This window comes from Companilactobacillus heilongjiangensis (assembly GCF_000831645.3).
Classification (GTDB): Bacteria; Bacillota; Bacilli; order Lactobacillales; family Lactobacillaceae; genus Companilactobacillus; species Companilactobacillus heilongjiangensis.
Map to the genome: position 1 here is coordinate 1,793,870 of NZ_CP012559.1, position 23,742 is coordinate 1,817,611.

Consider the following 23,742-nt stretch of genomic DNA (forward strand, 5'->3'; position numbering starts at 1 on the left):
GCTGGTGAAATCTCTGACAACCTCCGGCTAGTGTATTTTTAATACTCTAGCATAGGGCTTTTTTTAATGCATATTTATTACTGAACTAGTATTTCTTCAATAAACTTAAATACAAAACTCCAAGACCCAAAATCTAGAAATTACTTATCTTCTTTTTTATCTTCGTTTTCTTTTTCTCTTAATTCCTCAATCGTGCCATTTGGTTTGATTTCAGCATTGTTTGTAAAGTTCAATGACACACCGTGATTCAATGTAACGCTGGTTACTTGATATGTTAGTGTTTCGATGTATTCAACGACTGAACGTGACAATTGTTGAACTTGTTTGCCATCAAGGTCTTGAATTTCACCGTGGAAACCGATTGGTTGAACTACTTGACCAATTAAACCGGAAACTTTGAATGGTGCATCTTCCATATGAATTTCAAAAGGAACTACGACTTGAAGAATCTTTCCTTCGTCTTCATTCAATGGTTCGCCATTTTCATCCTTTAATTCAGGATGTTCGATATTGATATTTAAATCAGTTTTAACGTCAGCTGTTGGAGCCTCGACGTCATAATGGAATGATTGAACACTAACTGCACCTTTAGTAATTTTCATTTTTCTACCCCTAATCTAATTTATCGTGATCATAATGATGACTTAATTCTAGTCCAGCAAAATGTTGTTGGCGAACAGCTTCATAAATAACTAAAGCTGCACTGTTAGATAAATTCAAAGCTCGTATATTGTCACTCATTGGAATCCGTAAACATTTCTCTGGATTACGACGCATGAAATCTTCCGGCAAACCAGTTGTTTCCTTACCGAATAAGAAATAGTGATCAACTGAAGTATCGCTTAAATCTTGGTCACTGTAAACCTTGTCAGAAAACTTAGTAATCAAATAAAGATACTTGTCATCAGGAACCGACTTCAAAAAATCATCCAAATTGTCGTGATACGTAATGTCAACCTTGTCCCAATAGTCAAGCCCAGCACGTTTCATGTGGGCATCATCAGTATTAAAACCAAGCGGACGGATCAAGTGCAATTTAGTATTAGTACCAGCACAAGTTCTAGCAATATTACCAGTATTAGCTGGCATCAAAGGTTCGTACAATGCAATATGATTAGTCATTTTTCTCTCCTGCCGCCATAGGTGGATAGAGAATTTCACCTGCTGTGAGGAACGGTCCGAGCCACAGTACAGTCTCGAACCTCGCTTTTGAGTCGAAGACCATGTCTCAAAAAGTCGTCCGTGGTGTAACGGCTAAAGCCGTAACGCCACCTTCACTACAGGTGAATTCTCCCCTCACCTACGGCTAATTCTTTTTTTATTAGTTTGTTCTATGTTTAGAACAAATTTAATTAACTTATTATGATTTGAATCTGCTTTTAATTTTTGATTCTTAATAAAATTACGCAATAAATTCAATTTATTCCACGAAAGCAGCCCTTACTGTGGTTGTCCCGAGTTGGTTTATGCATTTTTAATAAAACCAGTCGGAGGTAGCCAGTGAAGTGCTTGAGCCAGCAGTGCAGGTGGCGTTAGGGGCGTAAGCCCCTTACCCCACCGACGTATTTTGAGATTTGCGAACTATGCAAAGCTCAAAATCGAGGTTCGAGACCAAGGCTCGAACCGGTCGCACAGCAGGCTCAAGCACTTCACTGGCTACCGGAGACGGAAGCAAACAAAAAGCGCATACCCTCGGTGACAACCACAGCAAGGACATGCGCTAGTTTAGCCTCTTGTTTACTTGCTTTTGTCAAAATCGCTTCTGAGAAAAACAAATAACACACAAAACTCAATAGCTAGTATATACGATAAACTCAATCTATACAATGGAATTTTGAATTATTTGTGAAGTTTCTCAGAAGTTTCCGTGTCATCAGAATCGTCTTTTTCCTTTGTTTCTAGCAGCTCTTCCTCACTATACCAGCTGGAATTACGCTTGAACCAGTTGAAAATTCTGGCACAGATAATCTTTAAAATAGCGAAGATTGGAATACCAGCAATCATACCAATTAATCCATACATTCCGGCTGAAACTAGCAATACTAAGATAGTTGTCACTGGGTGCATTTGCATCTTGTTACCAACGATGATTGGTGAAATAACACGTGTTTCAACGGTCTGCTCAACTGCGAAGACAATGATAACTTTCAAAACCATTGATGGCGCAATAAAAGCTGCAATTACTAGTGATGGCACTAACGCCAAGGTTGATCCGATATATGGAATCAGGTTCAATACTCCGGCAACGATACCAAGAATCAAGGCATAACGCTGACCAATGATGAGATAACCGACGAAGAACATCACGGCAACCCAGAACGCTACAGTCAACTGTCCGGTAATATAAGAACTCAATGATTGTGAAATTTCTGAAAGCATATCGCCCACTGAGCCTTTGACACGATCAGGGACAAATTTAATGACAGATTCTTTAAATTTCTTATCATCTTTCAACATGAAAAATAGGATGAATGGCGCAGTCATCAAGATTACGACCACATTTGTTAAAACGCTGACAGCCGAACTGAGATTGTTCATTGTCTGTGGCAAAATTTGATCCATCGACTTTTCAAAACTCTTCGTTACGCTAGTATTTGTTTGAATCAGGCGCTCCTTTACCATATGAAGCTTGGGATCAGAGAACATATTTTGCAAGCTCTTGTTTAGTGAATTCCAATACTGTGGCCAATTCTTAACCAATGAATCGACCTGACTTTGAACAAATGGAATCAAGGACATAACGCCCCAGATTAACAAGGCCAAGATAATAATAAAGACAAATGTGATTGAAATAATTCGATTAACATGGAATTTACTTTCCAGCACATTGATCAAAGGATTTATCAGGTAATACAATACCAGTGCCAAAATTACTGGCGGCATCGTTATACCTAAGATTTGATTAACTGGTTGAAAGACAAAACTTATTTTCGAAAATAAAAAGATAATCAAAAATACCAAAAAAATGTTAATCAGAACCACCGTTAGCTGGTTATTAAGAAACCATTTGTAAAACCAACTCTTTTTTCTCTCTGGCGTTTCTTTCATAAACTGCACCCCAAATTTTTATAGTAAGATTATACTGTATATTATAATACTATACATTATTTGGAGGAATCGATAATGATTGAAAAAGTTCTTTTAAGTGGCTACACCAAGAATGGTGGAAAAGGTGTTTATTCTGCTGATTTTAATTCTGACAATGGTGAATTAACCACACCTAAGGCCCTAGTTGAGTTGAATGGACCTACTTATATCGATGTAACTAACGATATGAAATTAATCGCACTTGCTAAAAAAGATGACCGTGGCGGTATCGTTGTCTATGATATTTCTGGCGACGAACCAAAACTTTTGGATGAAGATTATTCAGAATCAACTTCACCTTCATACGTCAAATTTGACCCTAGTCGCAATTTGATTTTCAGTGCTTACTTCCACTTGAGCAAGGTTAAGATTGACCATTTAACTGCTGACGGCAAAATCGAACACTACTCAGAAGTTAAATTTGAAGGTCATGGTCCTCGTGTTGAACAAGATCAATCGAAACCTCACTTCAGTGCTTTAACACCTGATGGAAAATTAATTATTTGTGATTACGGTGCCGACAGAATTTATATTTACGACATCGACAATCCTAAAGAACCAAAATTGATGAACAATTACATTGCTCCTTCTGGCTATGCCCCTAGACATTTAGTATTCCACCCTACAAAGCCTTTTGTTTACGTTGCTTGTGAACTATCATCAAAGGTACTTGTAATGCAATATGACGCTGAAACTGCCCGTCTAACGCTTGTTGATGAAGCTGAAGCTGCCAAGGATGAACAAAAGAATACCACTGCTGCTATTAGAATTAGCAAGGATGGCAAGTTCTTATACGCTTCAACTCGTGGCGCTGACACAATTACTACATTTAGTGTTGATCCAAACGGCGACCGCATCAAGAAACTCAGCACAACCGCTACTGGCAACGGTCCTAGAGATTTCGACCTCGACCCTTCAGAAAAATATGTCATTGCAGCTAACCAAGATTCAAATGATTTGAGTATTTTAAAACGCAATCCTAACAAAGGAATTTTGACTAATTTGGACAATAACGTTGCTATTCCTGAGTGTACTTGTGTACACTTTATCTAGCTTTAAATTTAATCAGGAGAATTAATCAATCATGTTCATTGAAATTATTAAAACCATCATTTTAGGTATCATCGAAGGTTTTACAGAATTTCTACCTATCAGTTCAACTGGACACTTGTATTTAGCTGATGAATTCATCAAATTGAATGAGTCAAAAGCTTTCATCAACATGTTCATGGTAGTTATTCAATTCGGAGCCATCTTAGCGGTTATCCTTATTTACTTTCACAAATTAAACCCATTCTCACCTAAGAAAAATCACCGTGAGAAGAGTCAAACTTGGAGTATTTGGTTCAAAGTTTTAGTCGCTATCTTACCTTCAGTAATTATCGGATTGCCATTGAATGACTGGATGGATGCCCATTTGACAAGCTGGCAAGTTATTTCAGCCACACTATTGATTTACGGTATCTTATTCATCGTTGTTGAAAACTGGCTCAAGGGTAAACGACCACAAACAGCTGATCTGGAAAGTCTTTCATACAAGACAGCCTTCCAAATTGGACTCTTCCAAGTCCTTTCATTAGTACCCGGTACATCACGTTCCGGAGCTACTATCTTGGGTGGTATGACAGTCGGTACATCAAGATTTGTTGCCACTGAGTTCTCATTCTTCTTAGCTATTCCAACTATGTTTGGTGCTAGTTTATTGAAGATTGGTAAGTACTTCATGAAAGGCAATGCCTTCACTAGCAGTCAAACAATCATCTTGCTCGTTGGTACTTTAGTATCATTTATCGTTGCTTACGCTTCAATCAAGTTCTTGCTTGATTATATTAAACGTAATGACTTTAAGGCATTTGGTTGGTACAGAATTGTTTTAGCTATCGTTGTTATTGCCTACTTCGGTATCAAAGCTATGGTTGCTTAACATTAATTAAGGACGTCCCTTGGGGCGTTCTTTTTTTGTCTATATCTGCCGCCTCCGGGTGACAGTGATTGATTGCCGCTGTGGGACCGGTTCGAGCCAAAGTGCGGTCTCGAGCCTCGCTTTTGAGCCGAAACCCGCGTCTCAAAAACGTCCTGTGATGTAAGGGCTGAAGCCCTAACATCACTATCACTGCTGGCACCAATCACTGTCACCCGGAGGCTATTGTATTTAAAGGCCCGGAGACTCCTTAATGTTTTAAGATCATAGTTGTACCTTGTAGTCTGGTTTTCGTTTATTTGGACTTGATAAATTAATTCAAGATAGGTTAACCGAATATTTATATCAATATAAATTCAGAAACCTTAAAATATAATATTTTACCTAATCTGGATTACGTTATAACCAATTCCAATCAGTCCTTCAAAACACTAGCCGGAGGTCGTCAGGAATATAGTCATGTCATGGAGGTGGCGTTACGGCTTTAGCCGTTACACCACAGGGCGAGTTTTGAGATTCGCGCATTATACGAAGCTCAAAATCGAGGTGCGAGACCTTGGCTCGCACCGGTCCTCATAGCATGAACTATATTCCTGACGACCGGAGGCGGCATATATCAAACATATATCATCAGACTTTTAGAAGAATATTTGTTAGAATATAACCACAACAATGAAGAGGGGTTGACTATTATCTTTAAAGAAGTAGCTGTAGAAAACTTTACTAAGATTCCCACCGCTGTTTTAAAGGGTGCTAATCGAATCGAATTAAATGATAATTTGGCTGTTGGAGGAACTACTCCTAGCCACGGTGTCTTGCAAGAAGCCACTAAATACCTTCAAGAAAAATCGGTTCCGCTTGTCGAAATGATCCGTCCTCGTGGTGGAGATTTCGTCTATAACGACTTGGAAATTAAAATGATGGAAGCTGACTTGTTTGAGGCTCAAAAGCTGGGTGTCGATGCGGTTGCCTTTGGTGCTTTGACTAAGGACGGCGACATTGACGAGGAAGCCATGGAACAATTGATTGCTGCTTCTGCTGGTATGCAAATCGTTTTCCACATGGCTTTTGACGCTTTGGCTGAGGATAACAAGAAAAACGCTATCGACTGGTTGGTTGACCACGATGTTGACCGTATTTTGACTCACGGTGGTCCGTTGACTACTCCTATTGATATGACTTTGGACAATATTAAAAAGTATATTGATTACGCTGATGGTCGGATTCTTATCTTGCCTGGCGGTGGTGTTAACTTTGAGAATGTTGATAGCATTGCTGAAAAGCTTGGGGTTAAGGAATTGCATGGTACTAAGATTATTGATGGGGTTAATAATTAACTCTTTGGTAAATTAAATAGGTTCGAATTCATTGGGATATTTTGACTATATTCCCGTTTTGAATTCGAACCTATTTTTTTGTATATATATTCAGTTGTGTTTTAGAGATTGCTGGGCATGCAGTGGCTCTAAAACGAGTTCTGCAAGGGCAACTCCTTCCGCTTTGCATACTTTTAGCAATCACACGCAAAACCGGCGTGTAATTGCTAAAAGTACGCAAATGCTCGGGAGCTGACCGCCCTTGCTCCGCTCTCTCACTTAAACGAGTTCCGCAGGCCAATTTCTTGTGGCGTCAAGACGCCACAAAATACTGCATAAACATTCCCGCAATACTGAAATAAATCAATACTGATGTCAAATCACTCAATGTTGAAATAAATGGTCCACTGGCTACGGCTGGATCGAAACCGAAACTGGACATCAACATTGGAATCAAACTTCCGGCTAAGTTGGCTACGGTAATAGCTGCACACATTGCTAAACCGATTACCATTCCTAGAACGAAGTTGTGTTTCCAGATTCCGACTAACATAAAGACGGAAATTCCGGTTACTACTCCGGTCACAAATCCAGTTAGTAGTTCTTTACCAATCAGCTTTAAAAATTCGCTGCGATTTATTTCTTCAACTGCTAATCGTCTGACGGCAACGGCCAAACTTTGGGTACCTGCATTACCAGCTGTACCGGTGATTGTTGAAATGAAGACGGCTAGAATACTGGCTTCTGCCAACAATCCTTCGAAATGATTGATCAATGTTGCGGTAATCATACTCAGTAATAACAACGTAATCAACCATGGCAAACGTTTGGAAGCTGCCTTGAATGGTCCGTCATTATTGGTTTCATCCATACTAACACCGGCCAAACCAGAGTAATCTTGTTGGGCTTCGTCATCGATAACTTCAATAACATCATCAACGGTGACAATACCAACTAATTTATTGGAATGATCAACAACAGGAACGGCTAAAAATTCGTAATCTCTAAAGACTTGCGCAACTTCTGCCTGTTCTGCATCAACGTTGACTGTAATAATGTCACTATTCATTTTTTCGCCCAATGTATCGTTATCATCTAGCAAAATCAAATCACGCAATGACATAACACCGACTAAATCATCGTGATTATCCAAAATATATAAGTAATAAATCGTTTCAGCTGTTTGAGCATAGCCTTTCAAAGCTTTAATAGCATCGGCAGCTCTCTCTTCTTCATGAAACTTAACATAATCAGTGGTCATAATACCACCGGCTGTTTCGGTATCGTAATGCAACAATCCACGAAGGTTGTTGGCATCACTAGTTGGCATTTGTTCAAGGAATCGATCAACATCGACTTTGTCCAAATGTTCCAAAACATCGGCCGCATTATCATCGTACATATCGTTCAACATCTTGGAAGCATATCCGAGATCCATTTCTTTCAAAAGTTCTGGAATCTCCGGATTGTCGTCCTCAATCGTATCGAACATATCACCCATTTCATCTGGTTCTAGAATTGAGTATAAAGTTACACGTTCGGTCTTATTTAACGTGAGGTAAAAAGTACTCTGGTCGTAAAAATGCATATCCAAATAAGTTTTTCGGAAACGCTTTTTATCACCACCATCAAGATAACTCTTTAATTGCGTAAATTTATCTTGGAGTCTTTTTTCATTTTCATCCATTCTTCTCACCCCTTAACACACTCTTTAACATTACCATATCTGCTGGCAACGGTGCTTGAAGTTTTAATAACTGCTTGGTCACAGGATGAACAATGTTCAAACGGTAGCAGTGCAGCGCTTGGCGGTCTATTCGTGAATCAACTTTGCCACTGTACATATCGTCACCAATTATCGGATGACCAATCGCAGTTAAGTGAACTCTAATTTGATGCGTGCGTCCCGTCAAAAGTTTCAACTTTAATAAGCTGCCAGTTGAAAACTTTTCCACTGTTTCATACACAGTTTGAGACGCCTTACCTTTTTCGTGGTCAATATTACGCATATAAAAAACGTCCGGATCAATCCCAATTGGCAAATCGATCAGACCACTTTCTGGTTCTACTTGACCATAAACCATCGCTAGATAAAATTTTTGAAAATCTTCTGTATGCAAGATTCGATCTAGCAACGAATGGGCATACGAAGTCTTGGCAAACACCATCAGACCCGAAGTATTACGGTCCAATCGTGTTACCAAGTGAATTGTTGAATTCTCTTTTTTGCTCAGCAAATAACCTTTGACCAAATTGGCCATCGTTTTACCAGACTTAGCTTTAGCGGGCAAACTAGCAATCCCATGCGGCTTGTTCACAACTAATAAATAACTATCTTCATAAATAACGTCAACTGGCCCATACATTGGTGCAATCAAGTCAGACGGTTCTTCCTCATTCATAATAATCAGGATCACGTCGCCTGGTTTCATCTTGAAGTCGAAATGGCGTTGTTTATGATTAACAAAGATCAGTCCACCTTTGTTTTTTAAATTGTGCAATTGACTAGAGGAAAATTTGTGTTGGACTAAAAACTTACGGACAATTTTCTTGTCGTCATCATCAATTGTGAACTTTAAGATACGATTATTTTTGTTCATCTTGTCCCAAGAAAGCTGTCTCTACTCTAGTCCAGAAGTGACGGTGGCGATACTGGGCAAATTGAGCACGTTGATAATTCAATTTGATCGTAATCTTCTTTACATTCTTCAATTTCGTTGTAATCCCATCGCAACTGATGACGTAATCGTCCGCTGTCTGTGGATAAAGGTCGACTTGTTGATTGTGAGGAATGATGATTGGTGATGAAATTGTCCGGTAAACTCGGTTGTTGATCGAAGCAATTTCAATCATTTGAAAAACACTGATTTTTGGATGAATCAATGCTCCACCGATTGACTTCGAGTAAGCTGTTGAACCCGTTGGAGTTGAAAAACACAAACCATCGCCACGAAAACTTTCGAAAAATTCCTTATCTAAGTCAACTCGGGCCTTCATTGTTAAGGAAGATAAACGTCTAACCACTGTTTCATTGATGGCAATTCCGTGGAACAATGAGCCTTCTTTGTTTTCGACCATAACGTCCAAAAGTGGATAACTTGTGGAGGGAATATTGTCCTTGCACTCGATAATCCGGTTGGCTAAATCGTCAATCTCAGTATCGGTCCAGTCAGAATAAAATCCTAAGTGACCTGTGTGCAAAGCCAAAAATTTAACGCGGTCCAAATGGGCTGCATAAGCGTGGAAAGTGCTCAAAAGCGTACCATCACCACCGACACTGATAACTAATTGGGGATCACGACGGTCCAAAATTAGGCCAGCATCAAGTAATTTACTGCGCAATTTGTTAGCCGCAGCAACTGATTTTTCTTTACTATTATTATTAATCCATAATTTCATTATTTATCGTGCTCCGATGTATTATTTAGGTCACGCTTTCGATCTGTGAAGTATTGTTGAGCATCCTGAATTTCCTCACGAATCTTGGACATTTCCTCATCCAACATGAAGGAAGCTTCAGCAGCTCGTTTCAATCGTTCGTTAATTTCATCTGGAAAATCACCCTTATATTTGTAGTTCAAAGAGTGTTCAATCGTGGACCAGAAGTTCATTGCCAAAGTTCTAATCTGAATTTCAGCTAAAATATTTTTCTGACCACTAGCAGTTTGAATCGGATATTCAATCACCACATGATACGAACGATAACCGCTCGGCTTACTGTTGGCAATATAATCACGTTCCTCAATCACCCGCATATCTTCTCTGATATGAAGCAATTTGGCAACGTCATAAATATCTTCCACGAACTGACATTGAATTCTAATTCCGGCGATATCTTGCATATCTTGTTCCAGCAAATCCTCATTAATAAAACGACGACGCATCTTCTCTTTGATACTATCGACTGTCTTAACACGTCCGGTCACAAATTCGATGGGAGAATGTTCGTTCTTCTCCAGAAATTCCTTACGTAAATTTCTAAATTTGATTTTTAATTCGTCTACTGCCTGTGAATATGGTATCAAAAATTCATTCCATTTGATTTCTGACATAATGACCTCGCTTTACTTACTTCTTTAAATATATCTTATATTCGATTTAGATTCACTTTATTCTTACAAAGTTTTATATATATGCCGCCTCCGGTAGCCAGAAAATGGGGCAGTCCGCTGTGAGGACCGGTTCGAGCCAAGGTCTCTCACCTCGATTTGAAGCCTTACCACAGTTCGGTAAGGCTCCAAAGTCGTCCGTTGTGTAATGGCTAAAGCCATAACACAACCTTCACGGCGTACTCCCCATTTCTGGCTACCTCCGGCTAGGTTATTTTTGGATAATCTAATTACTAATTTTAGTTGATAGTCTATTGTAAATATTCACGTCAATTTCAGAGTATACGACAAATAGATACGCATGGCTCTAGTCGATAACCTACTACAAATATTCCATATTCTAAAACAGTTTACATGCTTTTACACTCAACTAATAACGATTAATTAGTCGGAAGAGCTGGGAAATATTTGTGTGCCGTGGTTGTGGTATAAGGGCATGTTTGGAAACTTGACGAACTTTGTCAAGGCTTCAACCCGAGACTCGAGACCGAACTTTGGCTCGAGTCGTTCCGCACAGCTAGTGAATATTTTCCAGCTCTGTAGACGGAATACTTAAAACACCGCACAAAATTAGTCACACCAATATTTTGGTAAGATCTATCCATATATTTGATTAAACAAAATGATTCAACTTTGCAAAATTGACTCATCATTTTAAAACTTATTATTAGTAAATTTCTCCGATATCCTTTACTATGCATATATCAACACAACAACTTAGCAATTAAAAAAACACTAGCTGGAGGTTATCAGTAATATAGTCAGCAGTGCAGGTGGTGTTAGAAAGGCGTTTTTCCTCTCTTACTCCACCGACGTATTTTGAGATTTGCGGTTTATGCAAACCTCAAAATCGAGGCGTGGGACCTTGGCCCACACCGGTCGCACAGCAGACTATATTGCTGATAATCTTCGGCGGCAGCAACGTCATGAGTTTATAATTTTACCTTTTTAAAAATTGTTGGTAGAATGACTATGCAATAGAGAGATGGAGGGAAAACGTAATGTGGGAAATATTCTTATATATTAATCCCTTATGTTCGTATTGTTTAACAGTGGAACAAGCTATTATCGACTTCACTAGAAAGCACGACATTGATACACAATATCATTTCGTAACGAACTATAATATGGCTACAATTAATGATTATATGCAATTAAAAGGTTTCAAAATTACCGATATTGAGGAACGTACTACCGCTTCCCAAGAAGTGCTTGAAGCCGCTAAATTATATAAGGCAGCCTCATGCCAAGGAAATAAGAAAGCACGTAACTTTTTAATGAATCTTCAAGAACAAGTTAATGTTCTAAACAATCCCTTTGATGATACCACTATCAAACGTGCAATTAACAATAGTGGGCTCGACTATAAGGCAATTATGACCGATAAAGAAAGTCAATGTGTCGTTCAAGGTCTTAAACGTGACCAACAACTATCAATGGAAATGCAGATTCAAAAGGCTCCCACAGCTATTGTCTTCGATCTCGACCACGAAGAAAAACCCGGTGTCATGATTAATGATTTCGGCGATTCGTGTGATCCAGAAAGTATCAACAACAATCTTAATGCGATGTTGGAACGCGAACTTCCTCAATCGGAAAAATATGTCGATTCTAGTACCGTTATCAGTTTGGATAAATTCAGACGTTAATCAGACGAACATATTGAAAAAAAGCCTTCACGGCTGTGGAGGCTTTTTGATTTGTGCATAATCTAATAACGGCTGTTGTAAAAGCTTTGGTTTCTTGCCGCAAACCATCTGCCAAATTGGAAGTTGGTAAATTGGCGGTTGTGGCGTAAAAACATGTTTATTTAAATAGCTTTCAACGGTCTGATTCCGTTGTTGATAAAAATTCATTTTGACCCACTGTGCTTGTGGATCATTTTTTTTACGCAATTTTTTAAGCAGATACGCGCTCATTACTTGTGATTTGATGGGATACTCTTCCGGTTGATACGAAAACAAATCTGGCAATCCACCCTTTTCAAAAATCTCTCTCTGGAAGAAAATTTTATTGAATGGACCCAAGAATTTAACGTGATGAAAGAGTGTGAAACGCTGATTTAATGAATCGAGCATTAAAATGTAATAACCAAAATTTTCGCTATAATCAATAAACTTCAAGTGCTCTCGGCGCAATTGAACATCCAAATAGGCTTCACCTAAAATCCAAATACTGCGCAGGCCAACCTTTCGATATCCATCCACGCGGTCGGATAAAATATTCTCATCTATTTTGGCGCACTGATACTCCACGATTAATTTTTGATTGATCAAAATATCTGGTCGTTGTTTAATTTCTGGCAAGTAATACTCGCTTTCTAATGATTCAAAATTGTATTTCTGTAATTCATCAATTATCAGCTGCTTACCTTTTCGATGAATCAAGCGTTCGTTGATATTATTGGCTGTTTTATTCGTATGGCGAAAGTATTTTCTGGTGTCAGTTAGGATCAGTTGAACTAATTGGTCGCAGTGACAACAGTAGTAGTTTCTATTCTCGATTGCTTCTTTGGCATAAATTAGTGTTCCTTCTTCATCCAATGCTGCATACATTTTTATCACCTCTGATAGAAATTACGCAAAAAATATATTTTTTGTTCACTGCCGCCTCCGGTAGCCAGAAAAATGGGCAGTCCGCTGTGAGGAACGGTTCGAGCCAAGGTCTCTCACCTCGATTTGAAGCCTTGCCATGGTTCGGCAAGTCTCCAAAGTCGTCCGTGGTGTAATTGCTAAAGCAATAACGCCACCTTCACTGCGTACTCCCCATTTTCTGGCTACCTCCGGCTAATATATTTTCTGTTTCTATCAGAGGTATTTAAATATGTAGCCTATCTGGAGTAGAAAAAAATTTAATCTCTGCCAAATATTTGAAACTTAATTAAAACTCCTTATCACAACCCCAGGCCAAAGAATAAATCGTTTCCTAAATCTTTCATCGACGCTAATTCATGCCATCTTTTATATTCAATGTCATTCAATTTGACCCCTTCTGATGTTCGCAACATTCCAGCTTTGACAATATAATACTCAAAACCACCGACGAAAGCTTTACTCTCACACTTCTCCAATTCTGAAATTGTTTCTTCCACATACTGAGCAGTCTGAGTCCCACCATGATATTTATTCAATGCTTCGCTCAAACTTCTCATGGCCTTCAAAACTCTTTCTTGATCTGCTTGTTTCATATTATCTTCACCTTCAAACTATTTCTACAATCTTGCTCCCCATAGATTGTTACCTAAATCATTGAATGACCGAACTTCATGCCACAACTTCTTTTCAACTTCATTAAATTCAATGCCATCGGATAATTTAACTACTGGCACTCGATTTAAAAAATATTGCAACGAACCAGTAAAAGCCATGCCTTCACTTTTCTGTAGCTCTACTAAACTTTCACTGACAAACCGAGCTGTCTGCGAATTGCCATGAACCCGATTCAATTCTTGACTAAATTTCTGCATTGCTTCAATAACTTGAGTTTTTTCTACCATATTATCCTCACCACCTAAAATAATTGTAGCAAAAGTTGTATGCGGTTTCACACATTTGACAAGATGCCATCTAGCGACTTTAGGCATTAAATATACTGATCAAAAACAATTATGGTAAACTTTAGAAAATGTCGACTGAAGGTGTCAGTATGATAAATCTAATTGGACTTTGCTTAGCGATATTATTTATCGTCTTAATGGGTGTCGTGTCTATTCTAAACATCCCTAGTTATCGAAAAAAAAACAATCTAATGAAATTTTCAGGATTTTTAAATATCTTGAGTTTAGTAATTCTATTAATCACAATCATTATATTCAGAAGTAAAATCTATCCAGTGACGGCTATTTTACTTCCAATAATTTGGTCAGCAGCACTGGTTCATGGTTTTGCTCAAAAGAAAATTAATTGGTCACATCATTTGATAAGAACTGTTATTATCGTAATTTTATTAGTAACGATGTTAGGACCTTGGAGTTAAAATAAGCTCACACGAATATTAACTTATTCCTGTGAGCTATTTAGTTACAATTATAAAAAACATTTCATAAAGTCTTACTAAAACGAAAACCTATTTAGTGGTTCTTCTAGATTCAATAATGAAAGCGGCACTGAATAATAATTATTGAATCTCTGGAAACAGCATATACAATTCTGTCACTTTTATTAATTCTTCTTAACCAATAATTATCCATACTATACTTCAACGGCTCAGGCTTTCCGATTCCCGTAAACGGATGTCTAATAATGTCGTCAATCAATTTATTCAAAACCTTAAGTGTTTTTCGATCCTGTCCTTGCCAATACTGATAATCAGCTAGACCTTTCAAAGAAAAACTTACTCGATTAATTTTCATGAGACATTTTATCCCACTCTTCTTTAGAAAGAGTCTTTATATGTCCTTCTTTTACCTGCTTTATTGATTCATCTAATTCTTTTCTATTTGCTTCAGTTCCTAATAAATATAGTGTCTCTTTCCAAGAATCAAATTCTTTTTCAGACATAAGAACGACATTTCTATTTTGTGGTTTAGTAATAATAACATGATCATCATAATCAACCACATCATCTGTTATTTTTTTTAAATTTTTTCTAATTTCTGAAATACTAACTGCAGTAGTTGCCATCTTATTCTCCTTTCAAAGAACAAATTTATTATATCATGACGTTTTAATTATTGTACAATAATACGTACCAATTTTCTTATTCATTACAATAATTAGTACATTTATAATTATATATTTTATAAACAAATACTGAAGCATACTTCAATAAAACAAAAAAGACCAACCTCAAATAGGTTGATCTGCTTAATTTCCAAAATAATATCTAGTCAATTCCAAAGCCGTCTTCGTCATAACTTTCTTACCATACTCTGATAAGACAGCCGCTGTAACTTTAGTCTTGAAACTATACTCGCTTAGCAATGCCAAAACATCGCTGTAAGTCATTTCATGCATTTCATCTGTGAACAGAATCAATTGCAAATAATACTTATCTTTGTATTCCCAAAGGTTTGAGATACCACTTTCCAAGTGTAACAAATTAGCCAATTGGACATAATCTTCAAAGTCTTTAAATTCAACAATAACTGTCTTAGTTGGTGTATCGGGGTCATTCAAATATGGAGCAGTATCGCTGTCATATTCTTCAGTACCAATCTTCTCATCGTCCAGACTATTATCGTCATTATCGGTTGAATCTTGTAGCCCATTTAATGGCAATGAACCTGTGCCGTCGGAATCATCACTCTTGCTAATTAACAGCTCCAAGCCAGCCTTGTTAGGCATAATTTGGAAAGTAACGGGTTCATTATTCGTAAAAGCGTGATCCTTATCAACTTCATCCAAAATACTGTAGAAGAACGTTTCTATTTGTTTTTTATTGCCAAGCAAATCCAAAACAGTCACTCCACGTTCTTGTAAATCCTCTGTACTAAGAATGACTCTGATCGTGTTCTCATTAAGTCGATCCATTTCCATCATAGTCACCTCAATTCTGTATCTACATTTTAACAGTCTCAAAAACTATTTCAACTATCTCATATCGATATTAAAAGTCATTCGAACAATATACTAAATGTCGGAAAGTTAGTCAAAGAAAACGACCTTTTTAAAGGCTATTTGTCGTGTTTAACTTGAGAGTTGTTGATTAGCACCAGTTTCTGGCATATCGTTTATTAGCTATCTTCAACGAGGTTCTATAATCTGCATCCCCAAACAGGATACTTTCACCAATATTAATAGCACTCGAGTAAATTTAAGTATCGGTAGCGGACGGAATTGATTCAAAAAAAGACACCTCAATTGAGAGATGTCTCGATTCATATCATTCATCTATAAACTATTTGTCAAAGTCCATTTAAGTGTGGTTGAATAGTGACCATTTTCCGCATATCGATCATGATTCATATCCAAAAGAATTCCGTGGTCATCGTCCCATGATATTGTATTGGGGCCATTAGCGATATCACCTGAGTAAATTTTCGTATCGGCAGATGACAAAACATTTTCATTATTATATTTATCCTTAAAAACTAAAACATCGTTGAGTGTTTTAGTCTTATCCGTCTCGTCAGTCAACGGCGCATCCATTGATACATATAAGTCAGACGGCACAGCATCGGTTGGATATGTGCTATTAGTAACATTTATCGCGAAGTCATTCTTACGTCGGACAAGGCCAGAGGCATTCGAAGTAGTCCCAAAATCAATGTCAGGAACGGTCATCTTCATATCGCCCTTTGTTTGTTGCTGCCAGACATAAGTCGTTACAGGATTACCAACAGTAGAAAACTTATCCATAATATCCTGTGCGGAAACTAAATCACCTAATGGTTCATGATCAGTTCCACCATCGGCTGTATCGACCACTTGCCACTTGTCACTGATTGCTGAATAAGTTTTGTCGGTTGAATCGTCTTTAATGGCGGTACCTGGTACGGGCGTTGGAACAGAAGCCGTTTGCTCCAAAGCTGGACCATTTAAATTAGTCAAAACAGATTTAGGACCTAATGTTAATTTCCATAGATTGGTATCATTTTTCAACATTGCCTGTACGTCGGTCGCATTAGTAGTATCAAAATTAGAGATATCAAGTGTCTCCAAATTAGACATGGCATCAAACATTGCATAAAATGTATCCACATTGGAAGTGTCCCAAGTTGAAACATCCAAGGTCTTAACACCCGTCCCCCAGAACATTCCACGCATAGTCGTTGCACTTGAAACATCCCAATTGCTTACTGGTAAATTCTCAAAACTTGGGGACAGATAAAAGGTGTATGAAAAGTCAGTAACGTTTGAAACGTCCCATTTACCGACTGGAATATATTTCAAATTATTATCCTTAGAAAAAACATATGTGAGACTAGTAACTTTTGAAACATCCCAATCTGCAATATTCAATTGACTGATATCACTGATATTGGAATTGTAAAATAAATTATTAATACGATTCACTGAGCTGGTATCAAAATTTCCTTTCACTTCCTGTAACTTACTCGTATTCCCAAACATATAATTTATATCGGTTACTTTACTAGTATTAAAATTGTTTAAATCAAGATTTACAAAGCCTGTACTTTGAAACATATAAGCCATATTGGTAACTTCACTCGTATCAAATAAAGACAATCCTTTCAGATTGTTTTCATTTAACTTTGAGCACCCACTAAACATATTTTGCATGGTTTCAACATTACCCGTATTCCAATTTGTTAAATCCAAAGATTCAAGTTTACTGCAGCCGGAAAACACGCCTAACATAGACACTACATTACTAGTATCCCAATTGCTTAAATACGGTAAAGTTATTAAACTACTATCCATCTGAAACATACTACTGATATTTGTAAGATGTGTCATATCAATCGAGTCTATGCCAATAACTTCCGTTAATGATTTACAACCGGAAAACATACTACCAGTATCTTCCAAACTATTTGTTTTCCAATTTGAAATATCAATACTCTTAATATTCGAATTCTGACTAAACATAAAAGGCATCTTCACAACTTTGGAAACATCCCAATTTCTAACCTGCGATAAGTCTTCCATTTGAACTCCAGAAAAAGCTGAACTCATTTCAATAACTTTGGACGTATCCCAATTCTCTATTCCGGTTATATTCAACTTTTTATCACCAGAAAAAATTGAGACCATCCTTGTAACATTTGAAGTATCCCAATTTTCTAACCCTTGAATTGACTGTAAGGAGCTATCACTAGAAAACAATGACTCGATATTAGTCGCATGTGAAATATTCCACGTCTCTAATCCTGTAAGGGAAGTCAAACTGGGATCTAAATAGAACATGCTGGACAAAGTGCTTGCGTATTGAACATTTAGGTTCTTAACATCAATACTAGTAACATTCGGTAAGAAGCTAAATAGATATGACGAATTATTATAGGCCAGTACTTTTTCTCCCACGTAAACACTAGTTATCTGGTTACGAAAATTGTACCAAGGCATATCAGGAATCGAATTATTTAATTGAACCTGACCCAATAATGCTGATTTGTCATCAGGTACACTTATACTCAACCTTCCACCTGCATCAATGACCCAATTACAACTGCCAAAAGTTCCACTAGCAATATCAGTCGGATCGGCAGCAGTAGTGGCAGCCAAAGGCATAATTGTACTAGTAGAATTATTATCATCAGTCGCAATTTTATTTTGGCTAACTACATCTTGAATATCATTTGTATCTGCATGAACAACCTGCATTGAAAATAACGGCAATAGTGCACTACAAAGAAAGATAATCAATCTCAAAGTATACTTATGTTTATATATCAAATTCATCCTTGTCATGATATTATCCGCCTTTGATAATTTCTTAACTAAGTGAATTTTATCAATATATTCATAATGTAATTTTTCAATATGTATAAACACATTTTTCTTAATATGAATACTGTTATAACGGGCTTTAGATAATACTCACCGTGAAAAAATCTGTGTATTATCTCGTAAAATCTGATGAAATTTGGTCGAAAAATTGGTAAAGAAAAACCACTATACGTGATGTATAGTAGCTTTATTTTTTGTTAATAACATATTAAATACTGTTAGTTAGAGTCCATTTAAGCGTGGTTGAATAATGACCATTTTCCGCGTATCGATCATGATTCATATTCAAAAGAATTCCGTGGTCGTCATCCCATGATATTGTATTGGAGCCATTAGCGATATCACCCGAGTAAATCTTAGTATCCTCAGATGATAAGATACTTTCGTTATTAGATTTATCTTTAAAGACCAAAACATCATTAAGCGTTTTAGTCTTATCTGTTTCATCAGTCAAAGGAGCATCCATCGAAACCGACAAATCAGATGGTACGGCATCGGTTGGATAGCTTTCATTATCAATTGATATTGCAAAATCACTCTTACGATGAACAATCCCTGCAGCATTGGAAGTAGTTCCAAAATCAATATCAGGAACCGTCATCTTCATATCAATTTTTGCCTGTTGTTGCCACACGTAAGTTTCCGTCTTTCCACCGGGATTAGCGTATAATTCCAGCAATTGATCCTGAGAATATAAATCTCCATTTGGTTCATGATCAGTCCCTGTTCCTACTGCTTGCCAATACGACCCAACCGCCTTATACGAACCGTCAGGATCAATTGGATCATTGATTATCGAACCCTTATCATGCGTTGTCAAACCTGTACCCAAAGGAATAACTGAATTTGGTCCTAATTTTATTTTCCATAGATCAGTAGTATTGGCAAATGCTGAGGTCATTGTAGCATTAGATATATCAAAACCTGACAAATCTAATGAAGTTATCTTGTTATCATTAAGAAACATATAATACATGGATGATACAGGTACGGCTGGGGTCCAGTTAGACATATCAGCACTAATAAGTTCCGGATCATTACCAAACATCTCAAAAAGATTTAATTTTCCTACAATACTTTTAATTGACCACTTAGCTGTTGGGGCAGTAACTATATTTTTACAATCACTGAACATATATTGAAAAATCTGTCCTGAACTAACATTCCAATTTTTCAAAAAATCATAAGTCTCAAAATTTGTTCCTTTAAATGTTCCGTTAAAACTTTCTATATTTTTAGTATCCCAGTTTTCTATGTTAAAGTTTGAGAAATCTGAAACATTTGAATTCATAAATACATTTGTTAATTCAGTTAACCCGCTAATATTAAAATTGCCTTTTAATTGCTGCAATTTTTTTGTATTAGAAAACATATTATTCATATTTGTCAAACTGTCAGTATTGAAATGATTTAAATCTAAAATCACAAAACCTGTATTACTGAACATTCCTGACATATTAGTTACTTTTGATGTATCAATATTTGAAATACCTAGTAAGGTTTTCTCATCCAAATTTAAATCTCCTCCAAACATACTCGACATGTTTGTAACATTGGAGGTGTCCCATCTGGTTAAATCTAGAGACTGTAAATTACTGCACCCATTAAAAAGAGAAGTCATATTAGCAACATTACTAACATCCCAGTTTTCTACCCCTGATAATGATGATAATAATGAATCCTGACTAAACATTATACTAATATCCGTTACTTTACTCATATTCATAGATCCTAAACCTTTTATATCATTCAAAGATTTACATCCACTAAACATATTTGAGGTATTGGCCAAACTGTCGGTATTCCAATGTGATACATCAATATTGGTCATTGCCGTATCCCTTGAAAACATCGCCATCATATCAACAACACTAGAAACATCCCAATTTGCTAGCTGTGTAAAGTCTGATATTCCAGAAGAATTAAACATTGAGGCCATACTTGTAACATTTGACGTATTCCAGTTTTCGAAATCACTAAAATTAAGCATTTCATCATTTAAAAACATGGAACCCATATTCGTAATATTTGATGTATCCCATTTTTCAATACCAGAAATAGATGATAATTGCTCATCATAAGCAAAAATATTATTAATAGTTATTGCATTTGATATATTCCAATTTCCCAATCCGCTTATAACTTTTAGATTATCATCATGTGCAAAAAAATTATCCAATCCTAAAACATACTTAACATCTAAATTTCCAACATCAATCTCCTCCACATTAGGCATATTTGAAAACAAACCTGCGGAAGAATTATTAGCAACTATGCCCTTTCCAACGTAAACACTTGTTATATCATCAACAAAATTGTCCCAAGGAAGTCCTATGGGTTTTCCGCTCGGTAGAGTTTCAAATGGCTGTGTAATTCCTGATAGAGCACCATCATGAGTATAAATACTAAGTTTTCCACTCACATCAATATTCCAATCACAATTCCCCCAAGTCCCACTAGCAATATCAGTCGGATCGGCGGCATTAGTGGCAGCCAAAGGCATAATTGTACTAGTAGAATTATTATCATCAGTTACAATTTTGTTTTGACTAACCAAATCTTGAATATCATCTGCATGAGCGACTTGCATTGAAAATAACGGCGAAATGGCACTACAAAGAAAGACAATCAGCCTTAAAGCGTATTGCATCGTTTTCTGTTTATGTTTCAACTTTGCTCCTGCCATGATTATATCCACCCTTGTTAATTGATAACTTTTTAACTAAGTGAATCTTATCAAAATATTCATATTATTTAATTTCATTTTATATAAAGCACTTTCTTCTAATATGAATCCCGGTATCATAGGGTTTAGATAATACTCATCGCAGTAAAATATGAGTATTAACTCGTGAAATTTCTTGTTATTTTGCTTAAATTAGTCAAATCACAACGGTATACATGGTGTACATTGGTCTCTTTTTAAGACGTTTATATCCAAAAAAGTATTTTAAAGCAAAAAAAACCACCATACGTAAACGTATAGTGATCCCAGTTTTATTTTATAAGCCAGCCATTAATTGAGCCTTTTGAAGTTCCATAGTTCTAACGCTTCTAGGCAAGAATCTTCTGATTTCATCTTCGTTGAAACCTACTTGAAGACGTTTGTCATCCATGATGATTGGACGCTTCAAGAGACCTGGGTTTGTTTGAACTAAATCTAACAATTGATCAACTGTTAAATCGTCTAAATCAACCTTAAGGTTTTGGAATGCCTTTGAACGAGTAGAGATAATTTCCTCTGTTCCGTTTTCAGTCATTTGAAGTACTTGTTTGATTTCTTGCTTATTTAAAGGTTCAGAGTAAATGTTTCTTTCTTTGTAAGGAATGTCATGTTGTTCAAGCCAAGCCTTGGCTTTACGACATGAAGTGCAACTTGGAGATGTATAAATGGTTACCATATATAATCTCTCCTTTCCTGTGTAGTATCAAACTCTTTAAACACATAAATATTGTAACTTACTACCATAATAAAATCTATACCTTTTCAATAAAAAGTTACGAATATTTGTTCGAAATTTGTTTACTTGTGAAAACATGCACCCGACAAATAGCCCTTTATGTAAAGTGTTCACAAATTACATAAATAATAAATTATTTTTAGCATTAGTTAAACTTTATATGACTTTCATTGTAAACTAATCACTGTGAGACTGCGATTAGAGATCTACTTCTAGCCCTTCGAATGCATGAACGACGGGAACATCGCCAGCATACTTTTGTGATTGGCTTAACATAGTTTCCAAATCGACTGTTTGTGGCAAGTGGCTGATCATCAAGCGCTTAACTTTAGCGTCTTTAGCCAACGTTCCGGCTTCTTTAGTATTCAGATGAGCCTTTCTACCAGTAACATTTTCTGGGAAATTAGTATCAGCAATCAACAAATCAGCATCTTTGGCAAAATCGACTAAACCGTCGAAGTAAGTTGTATCCGCTGTATAAACGAGCACCTTACCTTCTTTGTCAGTGATACGCATTGCATATGCTGGGACGGGATGAACGGTTCTGAGAAATTCAAATTTCAAGTCGCCAATCTCAGTTGGTTCGTAGTCGTTGTAGGCGATTCCCTTCGTTGCATTTTCCACTGTCAGTTGTGCATAGTTGACAAAATCCTGTGTATGACCATAAATAGGAAGTAGATTTTCTTTTTTAGCGGCCAGCCATTCGTACTGCAAAACACCGACATCTGCTGTATGATCATGGTGATAGTGTGAAAGAACCACAGCATCTAAATCAGTTGGTTTCATATACTTTGATAGAGCATTCAAAACGCCACTACCACAGTCGATCAACAATTTCTTGCCGTCAGCCTGTAACAAGTAACCAGACGTTCCGATTCCATCATGGGGATACCCACCATAAAAGCCTAATACTGTAACTAACATAGAAAACCTCCATAAAAAATTTAAGTTGAAAGGATTTCAATAATTATGAACATAACATTAAAGCTAGGCACATATAATTTTTTAAAGAGTCAGCTAACATCTGCTGATACTTTATTAAAACCCTTATTTCATGCTAATGCGGACCACCTTTTAATAAAAAAGTTATCGACATTTGCACAATATCGCAGTATCAATGGGGTTTACGAACCTATGAACAATTTGTATTCCTTGACTTATTTGAAATTAAACGCTGATCAAGCCAAATTATTCGAAGATAAGCTCTTTGGTACCCACCAATACTCCTTTAATTCTAACGCAACTGCTACCTTGCAAAAAAGGGAAAGTCCACGAGAATATTTAATTATTCGGACATTCTCTGAAACCAGCCAGATTAAAGCTTGGCAGCTCATGCTTCAAGAAGAGATTCAAAAACAAATTCAAGGCACTACTGAAGAGGACTTTGGTTTCTTCTCCAAAGCTTACTCACTTGCTGATTAGGTTGTATTGACATCTGCCGCCTCCGATTGCCAGAGTTTTTCGCCTGCTGTGGGGCCGGTTCGAGCCATAGTA

The 23,742-nt window shown here is 36.9% G+C and carries 23 protein-coding genes; 6 read left to right on the forward strand and 17 right to left on the reverse strand.

The window, feature by feature from the left end; genetic code table 11:
* Positions 1–140 precede the first annotated feature (140 nt).
* The 3 genes from JP39_RS08160 to JP39_RS08170 form a co-directional block, all read right to left on the reverse strand.
* Positions 141–602: a DUF1149 family protein gene (locus JP39_RS08160; protein WP_041500572.1), complete on the reverse strand. Its 462-nt coding sequence runs from the start codon at positions 600–602 to the stop codon at positions 141–143.
* A 10-nt stretch (positions 603–612) separates the two neighbouring features.
* Positions 613–1,122, reverse strand: a complete 510-nt coding sequence (trmL, locus tag JP39_RS08165; protein WP_041500570.1) for a tRNA (uridine(34)/cytosine(34)/5-carboxymethylaminomethyluridine(34)-2'-O)-methyltransferase TrmL — start codon at positions 1,120–1,122, stop codon at positions 613–615.
* 717 nt (positions 1,123–1,839) lie between these two features.
* The gene (locus JP39_RS08170) at positions 1,840–2,952 is read right to left on the reverse strand and encodes an AI-2E family transporter (protein ID WP_245626321.1); all 1,113 of its coding nucleotides are present in this window, start codon (positions 2,950–2,952) and stop codon (positions 1,840–1,842) included.
* A 171-nt stretch (positions 2,953–3,123) separates the two neighbouring features.
* Between JP39_RS08170 and JP39_RS08175 the strand changes: the two genes are divergently transcribed.
* The 3 genes from JP39_RS08175 to JP39_RS08185 all read left to right on the forward strand — a co-directional run bounded on the left by JP39_RS08175 (position 3,124) and on the right by JP39_RS08185 (position 6,345).
* Entirely contained in the window at positions 3,124–4,140 is a 1,017-nt protein-coding gene (locus tag JP39_RS08175; protein WP_041500566.1) for a lactonase family protein, read from the forward strand.
* A 31-nt stretch (positions 4,141–4,171) separates the two neighbouring features.
* On the forward strand, positions 4,172–5,011 hold the full coding sequence (locus tag JP39_RS08180; protein WP_041500565.1) for an undecaprenyl-diphosphate phosphatase: 840 nt from the start codon (positions 4,172–4,174) through the stop codon (positions 5,009–5,011).
* Positions 5,012–5,700: 689 nt separating this feature from the next.
* Positions 5,701–6,345 (forward strand): copper homeostasis protein CutC, encoded by a 645-nt coding sequence (locus tag JP39_RS08185; RefSeq protein WP_041500598.1) that lies wholly within the window; start codon positions 5,701–5,703, stop codon positions 6,343–6,345.
* Between the two features lie 292 nt (positions 6,346–6,637).
* Here JP39_RS08185 and mgtE read toward each other — a convergent pair whose 3' ends face one another.
* From mgtE to yjbM, 4 genes are read right to left on the reverse strand one after another with little or no spacing between them, the layout of a single operon-like run.
* A complete protein-coding gene (gene mgtE, locus JP39_RS08190; protein WP_041500564.1) occupies positions 6,638–8,011 on the reverse strand; it encodes a magnesium transporter in 1,374 nt (457 codons plus the stop codon).
* Entirely contained in the window at positions 8,004–8,924 is a 921-nt protein-coding gene (locus JP39_RS08195; RefSeq protein WP_048698716.1) for an RluA family pseudouridine synthase, read from the reverse strand. The genes mgtE and JP39_RS08195 overlap by 8 nt, the downstream gene beginning before the upstream one ends.
* Positions 8,911–9,723 (reverse strand): NAD kinase, encoded by an 813-nt coding sequence (locus JP39_RS08200; protein ID WP_041500562.1) that lies wholly within the window; start codon positions 9,721–9,723, stop codon positions 8,911–8,913. Before JP39_RS08200 ends, JP39_RS08195 begins: the two co-directional genes overlap by 14 nt.
* A complete protein-coding gene (yjbM, locus tag JP39_RS08205; protein WP_041500561.1) occupies positions 9,723–10,376 on the reverse strand; it encodes a GTP diphosphokinase in 654 nt (217 codons plus the stop codon). Before yjbM ends, JP39_RS08200 begins: the two co-directional genes overlap by 1 nt.
* 1,058 nt (positions 10,377–11,434) lie before the next feature.
* Here yjbM and JP39_RS08210 point away from each other — a divergent pair.
* Positions 11,435–12,082, forward strand: coding sequence for a DsbA family protein (locus JP39_RS08210; RefSeq protein ID WP_041500560.1), 648 nt, complete (start codon positions 11,435–11,437; stop codon positions 12,080–12,082).
* 27 nt (positions 12,083–12,109) lie between these two features.
* On the opposite strand, the gene JP39_RS08215 is transcribed toward JP39_RS08210, so the two are convergent.
* From JP39_RS08215 to JP39_RS08225, 3 genes are all read right to left on the reverse strand, one after another.
* The gene (locus JP39_RS08215) at positions 12,110–12,988 is read right to left on the reverse strand and encodes a competence protein CoiA (RefSeq protein WP_041500559.1); all 879 of its coding nucleotides are present in this window, start codon (positions 12,986–12,988) and stop codon (positions 12,110–12,112) included.
* A gap of 338 nt (positions 12,989–13,326) precedes the next feature.
* Entirely contained in the window at positions 13,327–13,620 is a 294-nt protein-coding gene (locus tag JP39_RS08220) for a hypothetical protein (RefSeq protein WP_041500557.1), read from the reverse strand.
* 24 nt (positions 13,621–13,644) lie between these two features.
* Positions 13,645–13,929 (reverse strand): hypothetical protein, encoded by a 285-nt coding sequence (locus JP39_RS08225; RefSeq protein WP_041500555.1) that lies wholly within the window; start codon positions 13,927–13,929, stop codon positions 13,645–13,647.
* Between the two features lie 149 nt (positions 13,930–14,078).
* Between JP39_RS08225 and JP39_RS08230 the strand changes: the two genes are divergently transcribed.
* On the forward strand, positions 14,079–14,408 hold the full coding sequence (locus tag JP39_RS08230; RefSeq protein ID WP_041500553.1) for a hypothetical protein: 330 nt from the start codon (positions 14,079–14,081) through the stop codon (positions 14,406–14,408).
* A gap of 112 nt (positions 14,409–14,520) precedes the next feature.
* Here JP39_RS08230 and JP39_RS08235 read toward each other — a convergent pair whose 3' ends face one another.
* The 7 genes from JP39_RS08235 to JP39_RS08265 form a co-directional block, all read right to left on the reverse strand.
* Positions 14,521–14,784 carry a Txe/YoeB family addiction module toxin gene (locus JP39_RS08235; RefSeq protein WP_041500552.1) on the reverse strand — a complete coding sequence of 88 codons (264 nt, stop codon included), beginning with the start codon at positions 14,782–14,784 and terminating at the stop codon, positions 14,521–14,523.
* Positions 14,774–15,055 carry a type II toxin-antitoxin system Phd/YefM family antitoxin gene (locus JP39_RS08240; RefSeq protein WP_041500550.1) on the reverse strand — a complete coding sequence of 94 codons (282 nt, stop codon included), beginning with the start codon at positions 15,053–15,055 and terminating at the stop codon, positions 14,774–14,776. The genes JP39_RS08235 and JP39_RS08240 overlap by 11 nt, the downstream gene beginning before the upstream one ends.
* 183 nt (positions 15,056–15,238) lie before the next feature.
* Complete coding sequence (locus tag JP39_RS08245) at positions 15,239–15,910, reverse strand: adaptor protein MecA (RefSeq protein ID WP_041500548.1); 672 nt, start codon at positions 15,908–15,910, stop codon at positions 15,239–15,241.
* A 354-nt stretch (positions 15,911–16,264) separates the two neighbouring features.
* Entirely contained in the window at positions 16,265–18,748 is a 2,484-nt protein-coding gene (locus JP39_RS08250) for a BspA family leucine-rich repeat surface protein (protein ID WP_041500547.1), read from the reverse strand.
* A gap of 247 nt (positions 18,749–18,995) precedes the next feature.
* Positions 18,996–21,473, reverse strand: coding sequence for a BspA family leucine-rich repeat surface protein (locus tag JP39_RS08255; RefSeq protein ID WP_041500546.1), 2,478 nt, complete (start codon positions 21,471–21,473; stop codon positions 18,996–18,998).
* Positions 21,474–21,789: 316 nt separating this feature from the next.
* A complete protein-coding gene (gene spxA / locus JP39_RS08260) occupies positions 21,790–22,188 on the reverse strand; it encodes a transcriptional regulator SpxA (protein ID WP_041500544.1) in 399 nt (132 codons plus the stop codon).
* A 258-nt stretch (positions 22,189–22,446) separates the two neighbouring features.
* Positions 22,447–23,172 (reverse strand): MBL fold metallo-hydrolase, encoded by a 726-nt coding sequence (locus tag JP39_RS08265; RefSeq protein WP_041500542.1) that lies wholly within the window; start codon positions 23,170–23,172, stop codon positions 22,447–22,449.
* A gap of 45 nt (positions 23,173–23,217) precedes the next feature.
* On the opposite strand from JP39_RS08265, the gene JP39_RS12585 reads away from it, so the two are divergent.
* Positions 23,218–23,670, forward strand: coding sequence for a hypothetical protein (locus tag JP39_RS12585; protein WP_137619721.1), 453 nt, complete (start codon positions 23,218–23,220; stop codon positions 23,668–23,670).
* Positions 23,671–23,742 lie beyond the last annotated feature (72 nt).

Bases quoted from the DNA above. Each gene is read 5' to 3' on its own strand.
- JP39_RS08245 (WP_041500548.1), bottom strand. From the start codon at position 15,910: ATGGAAATGGATCGACTTAATGAGAACACGATCAGAGTCATTCTTAGT.
- spxA (WP_041500544.1), bottom strand. From the start codon at position 22,188: ATGGTAACCATTTATACATCTCCAAGTTGCACTTCATGTCGTAAAGCC.
- JP39_RS08215 (WP_041500559.1), bottom strand. From the start codon at position 12,988: ATGTATGCAGCATTGGATGAAGAAGGAACACTAATTTATGCCAAAGAA.
- JP39_RS08195 (WP_048698716.1), bottom strand. From the start codon at position 8,924: ATGAACAAAAATAATCGTATCTTAAAGTTCACAATTGATGATGACGAC.
- JP39_RS08175 (WP_041500566.1), top strand. From the start codon at position 3,124: ATGATTGAAAAAGTTCTTTTAAGTGGCTACACCAAGAATGGTGGAAAA.
- JP39_RS08255 (WP_041500546.1), bottom strand. From the start codon at position 21,473: ATGGCAGGAGCAAAGTTGAAACATAAACAGAAAACGATGCAATACGCT.
- JP39_RS08160 (WP_041500572.1), bottom strand. From the start codon at position 602: ATGAAAATTACTAAAGGTGCAGTTAGTGTTCAATCATTCCATTATGAC.
- JP39_RS08240 (WP_041500550.1), bottom strand. From the start codon at position 15,055: ATGGCAACTACTGCAGTTAGTATTTCAGAAATTAGAAAAAATTTAAAA.
- JP39_RS08220 (WP_041500557.1), bottom strand. From the start codon at position 13,620: ATGAAACAAGCAGATCAAGAAAGAGTTTTGAAGGCCATGAGAAGTTTG.
- yjbM (WP_041500561.1), bottom strand. From the start codon at position 10,376: ATGTCAGAAATCAAATGGAATGAATTTTTGATACCATATTCACAGGCA.
- trmL (WP_041500570.1), bottom strand. From the start codon at position 1,122: ATGACTAATCATATTGCATTGTACGAACCTTTGATGCCAGCTAATACT.
- JP39_RS08230 (WP_041500553.1), top strand. From the start codon at position 14,079: ATGATAAATCTAATTGGACTTTGCTTAGCGATATTATTTATCGTCTTA.
- JP39_RS12585 (WP_137619721.1), top strand. From the start codon at position 23,218: ATGAACATAACATTAAAGCTAGGCACATATAATTTTTTAAAGAGTCAG.
- mgtE (WP_041500564.1), bottom strand. From the start codon at position 8,011: ATGGATGAAAATGAAAAAAGACTCCAAGATAAATTTACGCAATTAAAG.
- JP39_RS08265 (WP_041500542.1), bottom strand. From the start codon at position 23,172: ATGTTAGTTACAGTATTAGGCTTTTATGGTGGGTATCCCCATGATGGA.
- JP39_RS08200 (WP_041500562.1), bottom strand. From the start codon at position 9,723: ATGAAATTATGGATTAATAATAATAGTAAAGAAAAATCAGTTGCTGCG.
- JP39_RS08235 (WP_041500552.1), bottom strand. From the start codon at position 14,784: ATGAAAATTAATCGAGTAAGTTTTTCTTTGAAAGGTCTAGCTGATTAT.
- JP39_RS08210 (WP_041500560.1), top strand. From the start codon at position 11,435: ATGTGGGAAATATTCTTATATATTAATCCCTTATGTTCGTATTGTTTA.
- JP39_RS08250 (WP_041500547.1), bottom strand. From the start codon at position 18,748: ATGACAAGGATGAATTTGATATATAAACATAAGTATACTTTGAGATTG.
- JP39_RS08180 (WP_041500565.1), top strand. From the start codon at position 4,172: ATGTTCATTGAAATTATTAAAACCATCATTTTAGGTATCATCGAAGGT.
- JP39_RS08225 (WP_041500555.1), bottom strand. From the start codon at position 13,929: ATGGTAGAAAAAACTCAAGTTATTGAAGCAATGCAGAAATTTAGTCAA.